This is a genomic window from Dysgonomonas sp. HDW5A, from assembly GCF_011299555.1.
Classification (GTDB): Bacteria; Bacteroidota; Bacteroidia; order Bacteroidales; family Dysgonomonadaceae; genus Dysgonomonas_A.
On sequence record NZ_CP049857.1, the window covers coordinates 2,069,392 to 2,089,307 of the forward strand.

Here is a 19,916-nt window from a genome sequence, read left to right on the forward strand (position 1 = left end):
TTTGAATTGAAGGTTATTATTCGTTTTTAATCGCTTCTACCGGATTTAGTGTAGCTGCTTTCCAGCTCTGCCAGCTTACTGTTATAGCAGATATTACCAAAACAAGCATGCCTGCACTCAGGAACAGCCACCAGGGTATAGGCGCTTTGTAAGCAAACTGATCGAGCCACTGTTGTATAATATAATAAGCTATCGGAACGGCTATCACATAAGATATGAAGAGCTGTAGTAAAAGGTTTTTGTTGAGTAAGATCATTATCTCTTCAATAGTAGACCCGTTTACTTTACGTATGGCAATCTCTCTTTGCTTATATCTTGTATTGAATGACACCAAACCATATACTCCCATAATGGCAATAACAACAGTGATTATACCAAATAGACCAATCAGTTTTGCCATATTATTCTCATTTTTATATAAGTCATTTAAACGGGAATTAAGGAAAGTGAGGTTGAACTCTTCATCACTGAATTTCTTGCATGTATGCCGGATATATTCTATATTTTGAGGCATATTTTCTCCTGATACTTTAATAAAAATAAAGTCCAGCATATTGGTTCCGTTCAGAATTACAAATGCCATCGGGCGAATAGGGTTTCGTAACGACTGAAAATTGATATCACTGGCTACACCTACTATTGTTCCCTTATTGAAACATTCGAAGTCCTTGCCGATTATTGAATTGTCGAATTCGTACTTTTTCATGAACTCATTGTTAAATACAATTTGCTCTAACCCCGATGGATTCTCTTCAGAGAAATCGTTTCCTTCGATAATCTTAACCCCGAAAAATTTCAGGAAATTGGGTGTAACAGGCCAAGATGAAAAATTAACCTGCTTTCCTTCCAGACCACGTGTCCAGCCCATACCGATATATCCAGGGATAAATTGTGATGCTGTATAATCTATAATATGGCTATTTTGAGTCAACTCTTTACCAAATGTATTATAGTCGGTTTTCAGTCCTCGAAGTGGCAAATAAGCAACATTCTCTTTTTCGATACCCAAATCATAATTCTGCATATAGTTTTGCTGTATCTTAATAAAACCCGAAATAATGATTAAGACAATAGCAACTATAAACTGTATGGTAATCAACACATTTCTGATCTGATTTCCTTTAGCTGATAAACTGAATGAGCCTTTTATCGCAGCATCCATCTTAAAAGAAGTTGCATATATGGCTGGGTATAAGTTTACCAAAAAAGTAATCAGCAGGAGTGATACCCCAATAGTCAATATTATCCATATGTTAGATGATAATGCTATATCTGCCTGAAAGAATTCGGCTAATACCGATTCACTAAAGAATTGAATATATATCAGAGCAAGTATGAAAGAAATCAGAGCCAGAAAGGTTCCTTCCAGAGCCAATCCCAATCTCAACAGGCCTGTATTAATCCCCAATATTCTATGTGTATTTAATGTCTTGATACGGGAAGGCACCATAGCCATAGAAATATTCAACAGATTAATAAATGCTATTATCAAAATTAAAATACCGATAGCGAGCAATGATAAGGTCGTGTTTATATTTCCATCTCGTAAATCTTCAACATATAGGTGTAAATCATAAAAGGGTATTAATTGAAGTTCAACTTTGTTATCGGGTTGCTCCTCCATAAACTTAATGAAGTCTTCTCCCAGAAATTCTTTGCTATTTAGTTTCTCTTGCAGAGAAGCGGCAGTATTGGGTTCCAACTCAAGGTACATAAAGTAATTGCTATTCTCTCTGCTATTATCCGGTTGATAAGTGTAACATGCATTTACTATAGTACTATTTTTAGGAAAATCCTTATAAACGGCTGCTATAGTATATTCTTTCTTTGAGAAATGTCCGAAAACGGTTTTTCCTACTGCATTTTCTGTTCCGAATAGTTTTATAGCCGTTTTTGCCGGAATCAATAATCTACCATCTGAAACTAGAGCATCCGCTGCATTTCCATGCAAAATATGCGGAGTAAACACATCTAAAAAACCGGGAGAGGCAGATCGAATAGGCACTTCAAACATTTGCAGATTACCATCCTCTGTTTTTACATCAATTTGAGGTGCAATACTTCCTTCCAAAGATACGGTAGTGTAACTTTTTACTTCCGGAAATTTTGCTGCCATATCTTTAGCATTCGGAATACTGATCCAGGGAGACCGAACCTTCTCTGTCGATTTGTAATAACTAAAGAAGTATGTGTTATCAGCTTTCTCAAAAGATCTATTGTATGTAAAATCGTAATACACCTGTATCGCAACCACTATAAATACTGCAAACGAAACAGATAGCCCCAAGATGTTTATTACAGACGACATCTTATAATGCTTCAGCAGGTGTTTGATATTTTTCAGTATGAAATTCATAATAGTAGTATTTTTACTTTAAGATTAATTCTTGTACATCTCCATAAGTGTCATAAGACGATGTGATTACTTTCTCACCGGATTCCAGTCCACTTATGACTTCATAGTAATTAGGGTTTTGGCGACCTATAGTTATTTTCCTTTTTATTGCACGGCTTCCATCGGCAGTAACCACAAATATCCATTGCCCACCCGTTGCCTGATAAAAGGCTCCTCTTGGTATTAGTATCGCATCTACAGGTTGTCCTAATTGGAGGTTGATATAATAGGTTTGTCCTGCTCTGATATTATCCGGGCGTTCGCCTTCGAATATAAAATCGGTTTTGAATTGTTTTTCTCTCACTTCTGGATATACTTTACGAACACGCAGGGCAAAGTTTTTATCCTGACGTTCGAAAGTGGCGTCTAATCCGGTTCTCACCCTATCAATGTAATGCTCATCAATCAGTGCTTCTACTTTGTAATCCGATAGAACACTGATTTGACCTACACGCCCACCTGTTGCAACCGTTTGTCCGATCTCTACATCCAACAATCCCAATTGTCCGTCAACAGGAGCTTTTACATTTAGGTTATCAACGCGTTGACGCACAAGCATAAGATTCCGGCGAATATTAGATAAACTTTCTTCCATCTGATTTATTTGGATGCCTCTGTACAGCGAGTCTTGTTTCTGACGTTCAACAACTAAGTTTCTGCCATCCACAGCATATTGATAATCTTCCTGTGCCTGAAGGTATTCCTCCTTGGATGTCAGGTTTTCTGAATATAGTTGCTTGTATTGCTGATATTTTCTCCTCTTTCGTTCCACATCCATATCCAGTTGAAGCTTTTCCTTTTTTAAGTTTAGCTTCTCCTGCTCCATCGCAACTTGCGTATTTCGGAGAAAGTTTTGCTTTTCGGCTAACTGAGCTTCACTATCCAGAATATTAAGGCTCAACATAGGGTTGGTCAGTTGTACAATGACTTCTCCGGCATGCACTTCCGACCCTTCTTCTATTAGTTTTTGTGCAACCATTCCTCCTTCAATAGCACTCAGTTGAATCGTATTGATGGGTTGTACCTGCCCGCTGATACGCACATAGTCATTAAACTGCCCTTTTGTTACAGATTGGATGCTTAACTTTTGCTTATCAACATTCAATTTCGAAGCATGGTTGCCAAAAATCAACCAGCATATCGCAGCCAGTACGATTACTCCTCCAATCACAAAGGGGATATGTTTTTTCTTTAACCCTTTTTTCTTTTCTATAATTGTATCCATATCAATATATTAAATTCACTGAACTATTTGTTGCTTTGGCGAGTGTAATCACAATAGATAGTTCTGGTTGTAAGATGTATTACTAAATGTTTACTATTGCTTATTCTTTATTATCTAACAACAAATGGTTCTCCCTTATAATAAAGAACTAATTCGTGCTTTAGTTGAAATTTAAGTCTGGAATTTAGCTCTTCTGCTCTCGCCTGAAGCAAGCGGTTAGCACTTGTGTGGAGCTCTATTGCGCTGATGAGTCCTTCTGAAAATTTCCGTTCATTTACTCTTTGAGCAACCTCCATTGCCTCCGTTTGTTTTTTTGCCTGATAATATTCGTCTACCTGACCATTCATATCGGCAACAGCCTGCTCTATTTCGCTATATAATACCCGTAATGTTTCCTCCTGTTGGGTTTGAGCTATCACAACCTGAGCTTTTCCCCGTCTCATTTCAGCTGTACGAGAGAAGCCATTGAAAATAGGTATCCGAAGAGAGAAACCGATATATCGACCCATCTTGTTTTTGAATTGATAATCGAATGACGAATAATCACTGCCATCCATATAACGGGAGAAATTGGTAGAATACCCGCCCTCCACGGCTATCGATGGAAACAATCCTCCTTTGGCAGCCTTATAGGCTAATTGTTTAGCTTCTACAGTAGTTTCGGCGACTAGAGCCTGAGGCAAGTACGTTTTAGCCTGTTCAAAAATAGTATAAGCTGATTCTTCCGACTTTGCAATTATTGCCAGCGGATCCGAGTCTTCTATTTCGAAAGTTTCATCAATCGGGAAATTCATTTTTTCTTTAAGTAATATAAATCCGATGGTTAAGATATTTTTTTGCCGTGTCAGATTATAAGTATTGGCTGCCTCCTGAGCAGTCATCTCTGCCACTTCGGGAAATCCTTTTACACCTAATTCCATCATTCTTTGTACTTGCTTTAAATTGGCGGTACTCTCGGCTAGCTCTTGTTCGGCAAGTTTAACTCTTTCTATATTATATAAGACATTATAAAAAGCTTCCATAACTTCAAAAGCGATCATATCTTCGGTATATTCGAGTTGATGCTTCCCCATAAGCTTACTCATTTTCTGCATTTTTAATCTGTTTATATTTCCAAGTCCATCAAAAAGGGTTAAGGATGAATATAGATTATAACTATTGCTGAAAGAGTTTACATTTGTATAGGTATTCGTTTCAGAATCAAGTCCACGACCAAAATTAAATGATGCTGAAGTATTTGCATTTATGGATGGCAATAGCTGCCCGATGGCCTCCAGATAATTCTGATGATAAATGCTGTTTTGTGCTTCTTGTTTATTTCTTCTGGGGCTGTGTTTTATTCCATATTCCATACACTCCATAAGAGTCCATTTTTTTTCTTGAGAATAAGCTGTCAGGCTTATCAGAATAAAGAGTATAGCAGCTAAGTATTTCATAATAATATTTACAGTTTTACTTATTTATAGACCAATTTCATGCCAAAACATATAAAAACATGTAATAAAGACTATTACATGTTTTCTGCTTTTTTATTAGTGTAAAATTATTTTACACGAGATGTTTAATTTCTTTATTACTTTTCAGTAAAAAAGAACAACTCTGTTCGATAAATACAATTATGAAGGTTTATTTCTCTTATCGAAAATAGCTTTTAGACAAGAAATAGGAGGGATATATTTTAAAGTATAAACAAATAACAATACAGCTCTTTTTATAGATTAGATAAAAGAGACTTCACCGACAGAAGATTATTTTGATTAATATCGGAATTGAAGAGTTAAAGTAAACGCATTGTCTTTTAAATCATTCTCGAAACCAAGAAGATTAGCGGATGTTTCATTTCTAATTATTTCATAGTAAGCTTGTAGTTCTACATTTTTGTAAGCATGCCAAATAGCACCGAATCCCACCGTACTATATTTGACGTCAGCTCTGTTTGTGCCATTCAATCCAATATTATTGCCCGATACTTTTGTGTTCGGATCGTACCAGTCGTACTTAAGCAGGGCTTCGAACGGTAATTTACCAATATCCTGAATTAAGAAAATATACGCTCCCGTGAAATTTCGCAGATAAGTATCATGCGACGGGCGTACAGAAGATTGGGGACTTACTGTTCCTGTTGCCGAACCGGGTTGCTTACCAAATATATATTCAGCTCTTAGCTGTGTTCCTCCAAATGAGTTTGTCCAATTTGTTTGAAGATCAAAACCAAGATATTCACGTCGGGCAAATCGACCTAAGTTTTGAGGGTTTGAGTTCAAGACAAAACCACCATCTTGCATTCTGTATACATTTTGTGTTCCTTGATATACGCTACCCAGATAATAAGAAGTTCCGACTGTGAGGGAAGCATTTTTTCCAATTTTAGGAGATGCAGTCAAGTGACCGATAAAATCCCGTCGGTTATCACTTTCCATAGATATACCATTTCCGGCGACTAAAGCTGTTTCCAAAGAAAATATATCAAGAGGAGACCCATCTTTTGCTCTGAATTGTATACTCGCCCCTAAATCACGTTCGCCCGGAAACAAAGTGGTAATAACTCTCGAACGTTCGGGGGACTCTCTGCGTGAAGATGAATATCCTATTTCGTGCCCGAAAGGACGGAAGAAAAGTCCTGCCTGAATAAAGCTGGTTTTAAACCAAGGGTCTTTTATTTTCAGATAAGCATCTCTGGGTGCAATACCTCTTTCTGTAATGTCAATTTGAAATACTACAGAGGTTAAACCTTCTTCGTAAGTCGTTTTTATACGCCCCCTTCGGATACCTACACGGTTAAAACTTTTGTCAGGATTTTCATTGGGTCCGCCTATTCGTATATTAGCGTCTTTTTGAGCCGATATAAATTGAGGTTGGAAGTACCCACTTAGCTTGATATTATTGAGTCGGTTAACGATTCGCTCTAAATTCTCTACTCGATGTTGAAGTTGTTCATTATCATTTATACTATCTTTTTGGGCAAAAAGATAACTCGACAATGTCAAGCACAGGACAATGAGGAGAATGCGTTTAGTAATCTTCATATGATAATAAATAACAAAACAACTTATTTTTATGTATTTACAAATATATCTTTTAATTATTAGATATCACTTTATGACTCCTTTTTTTTGACACAATGTAAAATTCTGCTCCTTTATATTATTGCAGAAATTCTGCCACATATGGATATAGAACGTCATTATTCACAACATAACTTCCATGATCATGTCCTTTTATTATCTTTAATACTGCATTAGGCATTGCGTTGACAATATTTTGAAAGCTATCTTCATAATACAGGTCATCTTCTGCTCCGATAACCAGGGTCGGGGTATTGATTTCTTTTAAATCGTCTAATTCGATATTCGGTTGCTCCAGCATCATTTTAAATAATGGATCTTGCGTCTTTTCGTATTCTTCAGCAATCGAGTTATATATATCCAATTTAAAATCGCTAGGTTTTAGATTCACTCCAAGTAACACCATTCGGTTGAACGTCTGAGGATATTTTAAAGTAAGTAATAAGCTTATAATTGCTCCGTCACTAAATCCTATTACTGACACATGTTTCAATTCTAGTTTTTCGATAAATTGATGAATGTCTTCGGCCATAGTTTCATAAGTAAAATCTTCGGTTCTTGTACTGGCACCGTGGTTACGGCTATCAATAGCATATACCGTAAATTGTTTTTCTAATTTACTTACCAGTTTATCGAATATTTGTAAATCTTCTCCATTGCCATGCAATAAAATGAGCGGATTTCCATTTCCTTTTACAAGGTAGTTAAGCGTAATATTATTGACATTTATTTCCATGTGTTTTGATAATTAAGGTCTAAAACCTGTTTTTTTACTCTAATAATTAAATAGTAAGTAAAAGAAAGTATTTAATGAAATGTATCATTCAATACTTTCATTGAGATATGTATAATGAACTGATTGTACTCTACACATTGTTTACTATCTGTTGGCTAGGTATACAACTCTAATATAATTATATTTGTAAGAATAATGACTAATTAATGGGAAATTCATCACCAAACGAAATATTTACTCTTGCAGCCGATATTGTGCTTAATACGTCGCAATCGGTTTTTCTGACAGGTAAAGCGGGTACAGGTAAGACAACATTCCTGCATTATATCCGTGAGCATGCAAATAAAAATGTAATAGTGGCTGCTCCAACAGGAGTAGCATCAATAAATGCAGGGGGAGTAACTCTACATTCTTTATTACAGCTTCCATTCGAGCCGTTTATTCCGAACCTTGAGGGTAAAAAGAAACTTGAATTTCATTTCAAATTGCGTAAGTCGAAGATTGAGATGTTACGCGAACTCGATCTGCTCATTATAGATGAAGTCAGTATGCTTAGAGCAGATATGCTCGATGCTATAGACTATTTATTGAAACGTTATCGCAATAATCAGCAATTATTTGGCGGTGTACAAATTCTCTTCATAGGAGATATGTATCAACTTCCACCGGTGGTACAACAGCATGAGTGGGATCAAATGAAAGAGTATTATCCGTCCCCATTCTTTTTTCATGCTCAGGCACTGCAAAATAATATGCCTTTGTATATAGAGTTAAAGACTATTTACAGGCAAAGCGATCAGATTTTTATCGATATCCTTAATCGTATTCGCAATAGCTGCACAACGTCTGCTGACCTACAAATACTGAATAAGCGTTATGATCCTTCTTTTAAGCTAACAGAGGAAAACAGATATATTGTTCTTTGTACTCATAACTATAAAGCTGATAAAATAAATAATGATGAGCTGGCTCGTCTGACTGCAAAAGCTGTATCTTTTTCGGGGAAGATAAGTGGCGATTTTGCGGAGAACTCTTTACCTACCGACTTTAATCTATTGCTAAAGGTTGGGGCACAGGTTATGTTTGTGAAAAACGATGCAGGAGAGAAACGTCGTTATTACAATGGAAAACTGGCAGTCGTTAGTTTTTTATCAGAAAAAAAGATAATCGTCCGGTTCGAAAACGGTCATGAAATGGAGCTGGAGGAAGAAACATGGCGCAATGTACGTTATTCGTTAAACGAAGACTCCGGAGATATTCAAGAAGAGGAGCTTGGAGCATTTACTCAATATCCGATCCGATTAGCTTGGGCTATTACCATACATAAGAGTCAGGGCTTAACTTTCGACCGTGTTGTAATCGATGCAGGACATGCTTTTGCTGCCGGTCAGGTGTACGTGGCACTCAGCCGCTGTACTTCTCTGGATGGGATAGTATTGTTTTCTCGTATTGCGGCAGACAGTATTCGCACGGATGAGGGAGCTATAGCTTTTAGCCGTAAAGAGTTGAAGCAAGACTACCTACAACAAATATTAGAGCAGGAAAAACCTTATTATTGTGCTGAACGATTAAAAAAGGCATTCGACTGGTCACCCGTAGTCCGTAGTTTGCGTTCGTTCTATGAATTAGTCTCAAGCAAGACCATTCCCAACAAAGAGGAGGTTCAAAAATTAGTTTCACAATTGTATTGTAAGGCTGAAGAACAAGAAAAGATATCCCAAAACTTCAGAAAGGAACTTCATTCCATATTATATACATCCAACCCTGATATCTATTTAATAAAAGATAGGGTAAATAAGGCTGTCTCTTATTTTCATAAAGATCTGCAACAAAACATTATTCTACCAATAGAGAATCACATTAACAGTTTAAAGAATGCTTCTAAGGTAAAAGCGTATTTGAAAGGGATACGTGAGATTGATGCTACTTTATTATCATTTCTGGCTAAGTTAGAGCATATACGCTATGGTAATATTAACCTCACTGAAAATATTATTTTTGACAAAGTAATCATTCAAAAAGCAGAAGAGGTACAAGTTGCTGAAAAGAAAGAGAAAGCTCAAAAAGGAGATAGTCAACGTATTACTCTTTCGTTATTTAATGAAGGAAAATCGGTAAAAGAGATTGTAGCTGAACGTAATTTATCCACTACTACAATTGAAGGGCATTTATCGGGTTTTATCCTTACTGGTGATTTGTCTGTTGATAAATTAATCTCTAAAGACAAGCAGGATTATCTCATCCCCCGATTAAAGGAGATACCATTTAATACTCCTTTATCGAGTATCAAAGAGAACTTACCAAAAGAATATAGCTATCTGGATATTAAATCAATAATCAATCATCTGAGATGGTTGAAAAGCTCTTCCGAATAAAAAGGGAAAGGAGTTGGATGAAATGATGATGGGTTGCTAAAATTTTATTCTTGTATGATTGAATACATTTTCATATCTATAACAGCACCATTCTTTACTGCATTTTTTCTTAAAGTGCCTTCGCATTTAAAGCCACATTTTTCAAGTATACGGCATGAGCCCGTATTATGGGCAAATGGTTCTGCAAAAATTCTGATAATATCAGTATTCTGAAAAACATAGTCACATATTTGTTTTACCGCACTTGTTCCAATCCCTTTGCCCCAGTACGGTTCTGCAATATAATATCCTAATTCGGCTGTTTTTGAATGTATATTTGTCTGGCGAAATATGCCTATACTGCCTACTGCCTTGTCTTCAATAGTTATTGCAAAAGCATACACCATTTCGTCATCTGCAGTAAGCATTGTAGTAATGTATTCTTTGGCATCTTCCGGTGTATAAGGAAAAGGTATACCATCTCTTAAATTATCAAGAATCTTTTTGTTGTTTAGAGCTTCCGAAAGATCATCTGTATCTTCTATTTTCCATCGGCGTATTTTACATTCCATTTTATTTTCTATTTATCTAGTCTCGCTAAGATAAATATTCTATTAGTATAAATCGGCAATAATGATATAAAAAAAGCCTCTCAGAAATGAGAGGCTTTTTATCTAGTGATCCTGCTGGGGCTCGAACCCAGGACCCCATCATTAAAAGTGATGTGCTCTACCAACTGAGCTACAGAATCTACCTATTTGCTTTTCTTTCAAAGCGAGTGCAAAGGTAGTATAATAAATTATATATCCAATAGCATATTGTAAATTTTTGCTAAATTTGTCACTGATTGATCTTCATCCTGAGGTTTTATAAAGGGCGTGGAGGTCTTCCTCCACCTCCCGGAGGACCGAATCTGGGCCCAGAATCATTACCCATATCACTCATTTTGGCACCACCTTTGAATATTTGAAAGCGATATATAAAGCTAAACATAAAATAACTTTCTAAAACATTAGTTCTCGATTCGCTTGTAGATTCTGTTGAGAAGGATTGAGATATATTCGTTTTTTGATGTAGTATATCGTAAATGCTGAGTTTCAGCGTGCCGTTTTTAGCTTTGAAAACTTGTTTTGATACAGAAGCATTCCATAACCATTCATTCAGTTCAAAGCCTTGTGTTGTTCCCGCATTTGCCGAATAATTGAGATCGGTATCCACCACAAAGTTGTATGGTAGATATAATGTCGTATTAAAGGTGCCTCCATAGTTATAAACAGTACGGTCTTGAAGGTTTCCTAAACTGTTATTTGTTGTTGTGTATCTAATGTTACCTCGAAGCCCAAAATCAACTAAATCAGATCTGTATTGCAGACCTAAACTTTCTGCAAGGTTCAGGTTATTTGCTGTATTTCTTAGTGTATCTATATAAGCGTTATTGCGTGCATAGCTCACAAAAGACATGGAGTTTATTGAAAACTTTTTGTTTTTTAGAGGTCTGTTCATTATCAGTCGTAAATTTGTACTCCAATTGCCATTTATATTGTCAAAAGTGCGTTCTTGCCTACCTCCAGATAGTGTTGTTGTTCGTGAAACGATGTCATTTGAAGCAAAATTAAACCCTCCGAATACCATAATTGCACTGGCTTTCTCCGGATTAAATTTTTGATAGCGCATTCTGAACCTATTGCTGAAGGTTGGTTTCAGATTGGGATTACCATAACTTATATTCAATGGATCCGATTCGTCTCTTACGCTCGATAATTGGGTGGTTGTTGGCTGAGTAGTTGACCCTGAATAATCGATACGAAGATTATGTCTTTTATCCCAAAGATAGTTAAATTGGGCAACAGGTGCATAGTTGAGAACATTGTTGGATATTTCGGCACTTTCTTTAGGTGTAATAATCCAGTTATTCATTCTGGAAGGTTGCAGCATAACTCCAATTGTATAATTGTATTTTGCTCTTACCGATTTGAAATTGATTCCTATTTCCTGATTTATGAAGTCATTCTTCAGATTCTTTGTCGCTGTAGAGTCGATGATTGTGTAGTTTCCGGAACCATCGTTTCTGAATGTATTTTGGTCAGCAACAGAATAATTTTTTCTGAAGCTATAATTAAACTGAATAAAGTTATTTCGACCGATAGGCTCTACATATGACAGATAGGCTCTCCAATTATGGCCGTTGTTTTTTTGTTTGGTATGTATATCAATAATTGAAATGGAATCGGGTTTGAGATCTTCTCTTGTGGCTTTCTTCGACCAACTGTCGATGTCATTATCCAAATCATTGAAGCCTCCTGACAAACTTAAGCTAACTACTCGTCCTTTTTTACCCAATTTACGGCTTATTTCTAGTCTCGCATTTGCCGATCTGGTTTCTCCTTCCGAAAAATAAGTAGAGTTACCCCAGTTGATACTATCATTTACATCTTCATAAGAGCTGATGAATTCACTAACATTGGATGTCCTATTTTTACCATATTGCAAATTGGGTGAAAATATGATTTTAGTTAATGAGTCGGGGGTCCACTCGAAACGAAAATCTACTCCATAGTTATCACTTTTGTTTTCGCCTTTATTGTTTGTGTTTTGAAATAAGTTTCCTTTTGGATTATTGGGTGTGAATCGTTCCACATGTTTTGAGGTTATTACATCATTTTCTGTTCTTCCCGCACGGGTGTTACCTCCCCATTTTAATTTATCAGAAGGAGTTATAGAGAAGTTAAAGCCTCCACTTGTCGATTTTATAATTCCATTTCCACCACCAAAGTTAATTCCGCTCGGGCGAAAACCTCGAAATGAATTTCCTGCATTATCCGTGAATCCTTCGTTATTGGTGTTGTTTGATCCCCCCATCAATGTAAATTGACTATCATTATGCATATAGTTGGCTATACCACTTACGCCATATCTGTCGTCACTCCCTAATCCTGAAGTTGTACTTCCGTACAACCCCTGTTTCATATTCTTTTTTATGGTTAAATTAATAACGGTTTCATCGTCGCCATCATCAAATCCGGTCATTTGAGCCATATCCGATTTCCTGTCTAAGACCTGTAGTTTATCGACCATTGCTGCGGGAAGGTTCTTTGAAGCTACTTTCGGATCATCGCTAAAGAATTCTTTACCATCTACCAATATTTTTTTTATCTCCTTGCCGTTCACTGTTATTTTTCCTTCGGAGTCTACCTCTGCTCCCGGCATTTTCTTTAGTAAATCTTCAACAACAGCACTGGGTTGTACTTTGTATGAATCGGCATTATATTCTACGGTATCTCCTTTTATCGCAATTTCGGCGGCTTTGGCTGTTACAATCGCTTCGCTCAACATAATTCCATCGGCACTCAGTAGTATATTGTCCATTACGACCGATTTTTTGCTTGCATCAACATTGGTAAAGCTTTCTTTGTAACCTAAATAAGACACACTAACAATGTATTTTCCCGGATTCACTGTAATTAAGAACTTTCCGGCATCATCCGTTGCCAGTCCTGTTACATAAGTACTATCTCTTTCTTTTAGAATTCTGATGCTGGCTTGCTCAATAGGACTATTATCGGTCTTATCCAAAACTGTCCCTGTAATTCTGGTATTATTTTGTGCGGCAAGAGGTAGTAGAATACATATTACCATTGCAAATGCGAGCAGAAGTTTTTTCATTGATCAAAAAAGCATTATTGTTGAGAGGTTTTAAGCACTATGTATCATAAGACAACAGTTGAGAAGAAAGGTTTAATCGGCAATCTTCTTTTTTTATATTTTTTTGTAGATAATTCGCAATATCATCATATTTACGAATTATTAATTTTTTAGAATCTCCTAAAAGTTTATTTATTAGCTAAATTTGGAGTTTAAACTAATACTGCTTTGTTTAAAGGCAGAGTGTTTGTTTGTCCTCTTGTTGTTCTTTGTTAACAGATGAAGATTATCAGTTCACTCTTATAATTATTGCAGTTATTACAATTAATAATTATTTATGAAGAAGATGATTGGGGGTGCAATGTTGCTTACATTGTGTTTTTCCTGCTCCCACCAGCAGTATGTTGCTACCGGTTTGCAAGCTCAACGATATCCAATTGTGGCGGCAGACTATTCTCAGACCAATAATGAGATGCAATCTCTTGTAGATCACTATAAGATGAAGCTTGATAATGAAATGAATCAGGTTATAGGTGTTTCGACTCAGGATATGACTTATGGACGTCCCGAAAGTTTGTTGACAAATCTTACCTCGGATGTGATGGAAGCATATGGTAATAAGTATACCGATGATGCCTGTGATTTAGCTTGCATGAATGTACATGGACATCGGGCGAATTTGTCGAAGGGTAATATTACGATTGGTAATATTTTTGAAATATATTCATTTGAGAATACCTTAGTTTTAATCAAGCTAAAAGGAAGTGATCTGTTAGATGCTTTTGAGTCTTATGCAAAAATGGGAGGATCGGGCATATCTTCTACAGTTAAATTGCTGATAAAAGATGGAAAGTTAGAAAGTGCAACCGTGAAAGGCTTGCCCGTGGATAAAGATAAAGTATATACAATTATTACGCTTGATTATCTGGCTGACGGTAATGACGGATTGGATGCTTTTAAAAACTCGATTGAAGTTATAGAACCCGGATTGACGCTTCGTGATGCTATGATGCAATATGTGAAAGATCAAACGGCAAACGGTAAAGAAATATCATCTGTATTAGACGGGCGAATAATTATTGAAAAATGAGATAGTAAACCTCTTGATTATTAAATGCAAAGTTTGAATTACTGTAAAAGATAAAGATTTAAGATGAAATTAAGAAATATATTACTATTCTCACTATTGTTTATAGGGTTGATGGTAAACGCCCAAAAGAAGATTGTGATTTTAGGCACAAATGATACTCATAGTCGTATAGAGCCGATTCCCGAGAATGATAAAAGTTACGGAGGAATGGGAGGTGTTGTTGCTCGTGAAGCTTTTATTGAAGGGATAAGAAATCAAAATAAGAATGTACTGTTGTTTGATGCAGGAGACTTTGTGCAAGGCACACCTTATTTTAATCTTTTTCATGGACGAGTTGAGGCTCAGGCTATGAATCTGATGAAGTATGATGCCGGAACATTGGGTAATCATGAGTTTGATTACGGTCTGGATACGCTGAAAATGATTGTAAAGAAGCTAAACTTCCCTATACTGAATTGTAATTACGATTTTTCGAAGACGGTGCTCAAAGATGATATAAAGCCTTATGTTATTTTGAAGCGATTCGGTCTGAAAATAGGAGTCCTGGGAGTCGGTGTAGATCCCGAGGGATTGGTTCAAAAAAATAAATATGAAGGAATGGAGTTTAAGCCAGCTATAAGCAGTGTAAACTTTTATGCTAAAATTCTCAAGGATTCTAAAAAATGCGACTTGGTAGTTTGCTTGTCACACTTGGGATACAATGACGATATAAAGTTGGCGGAGCAGTCTAAAAATGTAGATATTATTATTGGAGGACATTCGCATACTTATATGGAAAAACCTGATATGCGTACGAATCTGGATGGAAAAGAGGTTTTGATTTTCCAAACAGGAAAGAGTGGGGCGTATGTAAATAAAATTGAGGTAGAATTAGATAAAATCAAAAAATAATGAGGAAAGGGATCATTTTTAGTTTTGTAGCATGTCTGTTTCTTTCGGTTTTTTCTTCTTTTTCGAAAGAACGGATAGAGCCTTCGATGATGAAAAATGCAGACAAACTGAAAATGCGACAATGGGTTGACTCTGTATATAACCAGATGTCATTGGATGAACGCATCGGGCAGTTAATTATTATTCATGTAAATGGTGATAATGGTGCGGCTAATCGTCAGAAATTGGTCAGTTTAATTAGAGATCAGCATGTCGGAGGTGTTTTGTTTTCAAAAGGAACCCCCGAAAATCAGGCTAGGCTTACTAATTTAGCTCAAGAGAACGCCCGTGTACCTTTGATGATGACTTTTGATGGAGAATGGGGGTTGTCGATGCGTTTGGCTAATACCACCCGTTTCCCTAAAAATATGATGCTTGGTGCAGTCAAAAATGATTCCCTTATTTATTATTATGGAAGAGAAGTTGCCCGTCAGTGCCGATTGGCAGGTATACAAGTTAATTTTGCACCTGACATAGATGTAAACAGTAATCCGTCTAATCCGGTAATTGGTATTCGTTCTTTTGGCGAAGACCCCAAGCGTGTAGCTAAACTGGGAGTGGCTTATGCCAGTGGACTTGAAGCAGGAAAAGTAATGGCAGTAGCTAAGCATTTCCCTGGTCATGGTGATACTTCTACTGATTCGCATAAAGTACTTCCTCTGATAGATCATAGCAGAGAGCGATTGGATGATGTAGAGTTGGTACCTTTCAAAAAGTATATTGATGCCGGTTTAGCTAGTGTTATGACCGGGCACTTAAATATCCCTGCTTTAGATAATAGTGGAGTTCCAAGCTCATTGTCAAAGCCGATTGTGACAGATTTGTTGCAGAACGAATTAGGCTTTGGTGGTCTTATTTTTACTGATGGGCTTGCGATGAAAGGCGTATCTGTAGAAAAAGATATGAGTGTAAGAGCTATTCTGGCAGGTAACGATTTGCTTTTGGGACCTCTAAATGCAAAAAAAGAATATGAAGCTTTGAAGGCTGCTGTGGCGGATGGTATGCTGAGCGATTCACTGATAAATGTAAGATGTCGAAAGATACTCGAATATAAATATATATTGGGATTAAATAAATTGAAGCCGGTTGATGTTGATAATCTTTCATCTCGATTAAATATACCTTATGCCGAATGGCTGTGTCGTAAATTGAATGAAGAAGCAATCACCTTGTTGAAAAATGAAGACAAAATTGTTCCTTTAAAATCTTTGGATAAAAAGAAGATTGCAGCAGTCTCTTTAGGTGCACCGCATAACAGCCCCTTTCAGATGACTTTGAGGTTATATGGTGATGTTACCTGCTTTAATGCTATGAGCATTGCCGAATTAAAGAAGTTACAACCTGAGTTGAGCCAATATAATACAATATTAGTTTCGGTTCATTCCAATAGAGTTTTTTCAAGTGATGATATTCAAAGTGTTGTAGAAGGAAAAAATAGTGTGATCACTTTTTTTACATCACCCTATAGCATGTCTCGATTCAATAACGTTATAAAAAATACAGATGCTGTTGTTTTAGCTTATGAAAATACCCCATTTGCACAGGAATATGCTGCTCAGGCAATCTTTGGCGGAACTAACATATCCGGAAAATTACCTGTTACGGTAAGGGGGCTTTATGCCGTTGGTGACGGAATAGAAACTGAGAAAACAAGACTGGGCTATAATCTGCCGGAAGAGGTTGGTATAAAATCATCGGATTTAGATCAAATAGAAGCAATAGTAAAGGAGGGTATTGCACAGCAAGCGTTTCCGGGTTGTCAGGTTTTGATAGCTAAAGATGGAGTCGTTATTTACAATCAATCATTCGGATCGTTTGAGTATAATCAAGCTCAAGCGGTGACTAATGAAGATTTATATGATCTGGCCTCTATGTCTAAAGCATCGGGAACTATTCCTGCAATAATGAAATTGTATGATGAGAAAAAAATAACCCTTCAATCTCCATTGAGTAAGTATGTTCCGCAATTGAGGGATACAGATAAAGAGAATCTGACGATTCGTCAAGCATTGTTCCATGAAACAGGCTTGCCTTCCATTATTCAATACTATATGCCTGCTATAGATACTGACAGTTATGAGGGGAGATTGATTAGTTATAAGCCTTTAGACTCATATCCTGCTCTTATTGATAATGGTGCATGGGCAAGAACGGACTTTAAGTATAAGTCAAATTTGATTTCGGATGTACCTAAACCCGGTTTTTCAAAGAGAATTTCTGAAAATCTATATATAAGCGATAGTTATCAGGATACAATTCTTTATCGTATTGCCGAAAGTAAATTGCGACCTAATAAATCGTACCTCTATAGCTGCTTAAACTTTATGCTTCTCAAAGAAGTGGTAGAGCAGGTGAGTGATAGCGACCTGAATACATTTTTGCAAAATAATTTTTATCGTAAGCTCGGTGCAGTAACAAGTACGTATAATCCGTTGACGAAGTTTGATAAGAATATGATCGCTCCTACTGAGCAAGATGATTTTTTGAGAAAACAACTGTTGCAAGGTTATGTACATGATGAGGGTGCGGCTTTCTTGGGTGGAATATCAGGTAATGCCGGATTATTTTCAAATGCTAATGATTTAGCTAAGCTTTATCAAATGTGGCTCAATTTGGGAAGTTATGGAGGCGAGAAATATTTAAGTAAGGAAACTACCCGTTTGTTTACGACAACTAAAAGCCCAAACAGTAGGAGAGGTCTAGGCTTCGATAAGCCCGATCCTAGAAATAACCGTTCGAGTCCAACGGCTCCACAAGCTCCGATAAGTGTGTATGGACATACGGGTTTTACAGGGACATGTTTTTGGATAGATCCGGACAATAATATGATCTATATCTTCTTGTCTAACAGGGTGAATCCCTCTCGTACACACAAAAAACTGATGACTTTGAATATTCGCCCGCGTATACAATCGGTAATATATAATGCAATGAAAAAGTAAAAAAAGTGCGGTAGCACTTGCAGATATAGAAAATTGTTTTACCTTTGCACACGCAATGCGATAATGGTACCATAGCTCAGTTGGTAGAGCAACGGACTGAAAATCCGTGTGTCCCTGGTTCGATTCCTGGTGGTACCACTTCAAAATGATAAAAACGAAAGAGTTACATGAAAATGTAACTCTTTTTTTGTGCATAGAATTGTAGGTTTTGATGGTTTTAGAGGACAAAGTTAAACCAAGAGTTAAACCGAAATTTATGGTTAATGTCTTGTGTTACAAATCAAAAACGTTAGCAAATGGCGAACATCCTTTAGTAATTCGTGTTTGCAAAGATGGAAAGAAGAAATATCAGAGTTTAGGCATTTCAATTAAGGCGGAATATTGGGATTTCAGTAAGAATCAACCCAAGCGGAACTGTCCTAATAAAGAAGCAATTCAGCAAATTATTATCCAGAAAACCAAAGAGTACCAAGAGCAAATCTTAGAGTATAAAGTTGAGAATAGAGATTTTACCGCAAGAGCGTTAGTCGATAAAGTAAGTAATCCTGTTACAGCAAAAACGGTTAAGGATGTATTTGATTTACAGATAAAACGGTTAATCGATACGAAAAGATTACGTTATGCAGAGATGCATGAACTTGTAATGAGGTCTTTAATTAAATTCAATAGTCATTTAGATATTTATTTTTCTGATATTGATATTACTTGGTTAAAAGGATATGAAAATTGGCTACGTGCAAACAATCTGAAAGAAAATACAATAGGCTTACGATTCAGAACATTACGCACACTTTTTAATATAGCCATTGAAGAAAAAATTGTTAAATCAGAATATTACCCTTTCGATACATTCAAAGTATCTAAGTTAAGCCAAAAGACAGCAAAACGTTCTATCTCAAAAGATAAAGTGTTAGATGTGTTAAGTTATAAAGGCAAAACACTTTATGAATGTTTGGCTATTGATCTATTTACATTCTCCTATTTCTCAGCAGGAATAAATTTTGTCGATATGGCACAATTAACAAAGGATAATTTACTTGATAATAGGATTGTTTATGTCCGTAAAAAGACAAAGAAACTGATAAATGTACCATTGCAACCACTAGCTATTAAATTGATTGATAAATATTCAGATGCTAATAGTCCTTATTTATTCCCTATTTTAAGCAAGTTGCATAAAACAGAACAACAAAAAGCAAATAGGATTCATAAGGTTATCAGTAAGGTAAATAAGAATCTAAAAGACATAGGAAAAGAACTTAATCTACCGATTGACTTAACAACCTATGTCGCACGCCATACTTATGCAACCGTTTTGAAGCGTTCAGGTGTTAATACTTCTATCATATCTGAATCATTAGGTCATAGTTCAGAGAAAGTGACTCAAATCTATTTAGATAGCTTTGAAAATAGTCAGATTGATGAAGCAATGAAGAATTTGTTGTGAGAAAATAATGCTAATCATATTAAATTAAATACAAATAGAATGGACTGAAAGATGAATATTCAGTCCATTCTATTTGAATAGAAAGTTGTT

The 19,916-nt window shown here is 36.3% G+C and carries 12 protein-coding genes and 2 tRNA genes; 6 read left to right on the forward strand and 8 right to left on the reverse strand.

Going from position 1 to position 19,916, the window contains the following annotated elements; translation table 11 throughout:
- Positions 1 to 16: 16 nt before the first annotated feature.
- The 5 genes from G7050_RS08555 to G7050_RS08575 all read right to left on the reverse strand — a co-directional run bounded on the left by G7050_RS08555 (position 17) and on the right by G7050_RS08575 (position 7,421).
- Positions 17 to 2,356: an ABC transporter permease gene (locus G7050_RS08555; RefSeq protein WP_166113955.1), complete on the reverse strand. Its 2,340-nt coding sequence runs from the start codon at positions 2,354 to 2,356 to the stop codon at positions 17 to 19.
- Positions 2,357 to 2,369: 13 nt separating this feature from the next.
- A complete protein-coding gene (locus G7050_RS08560) occupies positions 2,370 to 3,620 on the reverse strand; it encodes an efflux RND transporter periplasmic adaptor subunit (protein WP_166113958.1) in 1,251 nt (416 codons plus the stop codon).
- A gap of 110 nt (positions 3,621 to 3,730) precedes the next feature.
- A complete protein-coding gene (locus tag G7050_RS08565) occupies positions 3,731 to 5,056 on the reverse strand; it encodes a TolC family protein (protein WP_166113961.1) in 1,326 nt (441 codons plus the stop codon).
- A gap of 321 nt (positions 5,057 to 5,377) precedes the next feature.
- Positions 5,378 to 6,646, reverse strand: a complete 1,269-nt coding sequence (locus G7050_RS08570) for a hypothetical protein (RefSeq protein ID WP_166113965.1) — start codon at positions 6,644 to 6,646, stop codon at positions 5,378 to 5,380.
- A 118-nt stretch (positions 6,647 to 6,764) separates the two neighbouring features.
- Positions 6,765 to 7,421, reverse strand: a complete 657-nt coding sequence (locus tag G7050_RS08575; protein WP_166113968.1) for an alpha/beta fold hydrolase — start codon at positions 7,419 to 7,421, stop codon at positions 6,765 to 6,767.
- A gap of 206 nt (positions 7,422 to 7,627) precedes the next feature.
- Between G7050_RS08575 and G7050_RS08580 the strand changes: the two genes are divergently transcribed.
- Entirely contained in the window at positions 7,628 to 9,796 is a 2,169-nt protein-coding gene (locus tag G7050_RS08580) for a helix-turn-helix domain-containing protein (protein WP_166113971.1), read from the forward strand.
- Between the two features lie 44 nt (positions 9,797 to 9,840).
- Here the strand turns inward: G7050_RS08580 and G7050_RS08585 are convergent, their stop codons facing one another.
- From G7050_RS08585 to G7050_RS08595, 3 genes are all read right to left on the reverse strand, one after another.
- Entirely contained in the window at positions 9,841 to 10,347 is a 507-nt protein-coding gene (locus G7050_RS08585; protein WP_166113976.1) for a GNAT family N-acetyltransferase, read from the reverse strand.
- 106 nt (positions 10,348 to 10,453) lie between these two features.
- Positions 10,454 to 10,526: transfer RNA gene (locus G7050_RS08590), tRNA-Lys, on the reverse strand.
- A 116-nt stretch (positions 10,527 to 10,642) separates the two neighbouring features.
- Positions 10,643 to 13,438: a TonB-dependent receptor gene (locus tag G7050_RS08595; RefSeq protein ID WP_255499283.1), complete on the reverse strand. Its 2,796-nt coding sequence runs from the start codon at positions 13,436 to 13,438 to the stop codon at positions 10,643 to 10,645.
- Positions 13,439 to 13,754: 316 nt separating this feature from the next.
- On the opposite strand from G7050_RS08595, the gene G7050_RS08600 reads away from it, so the two are divergent.
- The 5 genes from G7050_RS08600 to G7050_RS08620 all read left to right on the forward strand — a co-directional run bounded on the left by G7050_RS08600 (position 13,755) and on the right by G7050_RS08620 (position 19,826).
- Positions 13,755 to 14,507 carry a 5'-nucleotidase C-terminal domain-containing protein gene (locus G7050_RS08600; RefSeq protein ID WP_166113979.1) on the forward strand — a complete coding sequence of 251 codons (753 nt, stop codon included), beginning with the start codon at positions 13,755 to 13,757 and terminating at the stop codon, positions 14,505 to 14,507.
- A 63-nt stretch (positions 14,508 to 14,570) separates the two neighbouring features.
- A complete protein-coding gene (locus G7050_RS08605; RefSeq protein WP_166113982.1) occupies positions 14,571 to 15,398 on the forward strand; it encodes a bifunctional UDP-sugar hydrolase/5'-nucleotidase in 828 nt (275 codons plus the stop codon).
- Positions 15,398 to 18,379 carry a glycoside hydrolase family 3 N-terminal domain-containing protein gene (locus G7050_RS08610; protein ID WP_166113984.1) on the forward strand — a complete coding sequence of 994 codons (2,982 nt, stop codon included), beginning with the start codon at positions 15,398 to 15,400 and terminating at the stop codon, positions 18,377 to 18,379. Before G7050_RS08605 ends, G7050_RS08610 begins: the two co-directional genes overlap by 1 nt.
- Positions 18,380 to 18,444: 65 nt before the next feature.
- Positions 18,445 to 18,517, forward strand: a tRNA-Phe gene (locus G7050_RS08615).
- Positions 18,518 to 18,590: 73 nt separating this feature from the next.
- Positions 18,591 to 19,826, forward strand: a complete 1,236-nt coding sequence (locus G7050_RS08620) for a site-specific integrase (RefSeq protein ID WP_255499284.1) — start codon at positions 18,591 to 18,593, stop codon at positions 19,824 to 19,826.
- Positions 19,827 to 19,916 lie beyond the last annotated feature (90 nt).

What these genes read in the sequence shown, in the direction of transcription:
- G7050_RS08575 (WP_166113968.1), bottom strand. Translation starts at nt 7,421, where the DNA reads ATGGAAATAAATGTCAATAATATTACGCTTAACTACCTTGTAAAAGGA.
- G7050_RS08560 (WP_166113958.1), bottom strand. Translation starts at nt 3,620, where the DNA reads ATGGATACAATTATAGAAAAGAAAAAAGGGTTAAAGAAAAAACATATC.
- G7050_RS08585 (WP_166113976.1), bottom strand. Translation starts at nt 10,347, where the DNA reads ATGGAATGTAAAATACGCCGATGGAAAATAGAAGATACAGATGATCTT.
- G7050_RS08610 (WP_166113984.1), top strand. Translation starts at nt 15,398, where the DNA reads ATGAGGAAAGGGATCATTTTTAGTTTTGTAGCATGTCTGTTTCTTTCG.
- G7050_RS08555 (WP_166113955.1), bottom strand. Translation starts at nt 2,356, where the DNA reads ATGAATTTCATACTGAAAAATATCAAACACCTGCTGAAGCATTATAAG.
- G7050_RS08620 (WP_255499284.1), top strand. Translation starts at nt 18,591, where the DNA reads ATGGTTTTAGAGGACAAAGTTAAACCAAGAGTTAAACCGAAATTTATG.
- G7050_RS08600 (WP_166113979.1), top strand. Translation starts at nt 13,755, where the DNA reads ATGAAGAAGATGATTGGGGGTGCAATGTTGCTTACATTGTGTTTTTCC.
- G7050_RS08580 (WP_166113971.1), top strand. Translation starts at nt 7,628, where the DNA reads ATGGGAAATTCATCACCAAACGAAATATTTACTCTTGCAGCCGATATT.
- G7050_RS08605 (WP_166113982.1), top strand. Translation starts at nt 14,571, where the DNA reads ATGAAATTAAGAAATATATTACTATTCTCACTATTGTTTATAGGGTTG.
- G7050_RS08570 (WP_166113965.1), bottom strand. Translation starts at nt 6,646, where the DNA reads ATGAAGATTACTAAACGCATTCTCCTCATTGTCCTGTGCTTGACATTG.
- G7050_RS08595 (WP_255499283.1), bottom strand. Translation starts at nt 13,438, where the DNA reads ATGAAAAAACTTCTGCTCGCATTTGCAATGGTAATATGTATTCTACTA.
- G7050_RS08565 (WP_166113961.1), bottom strand. Translation starts at nt 5,056, where the DNA reads ATGAAATACTTAGCTGCTATACTCTTTATTCTGATAAGCCTGACAGCT.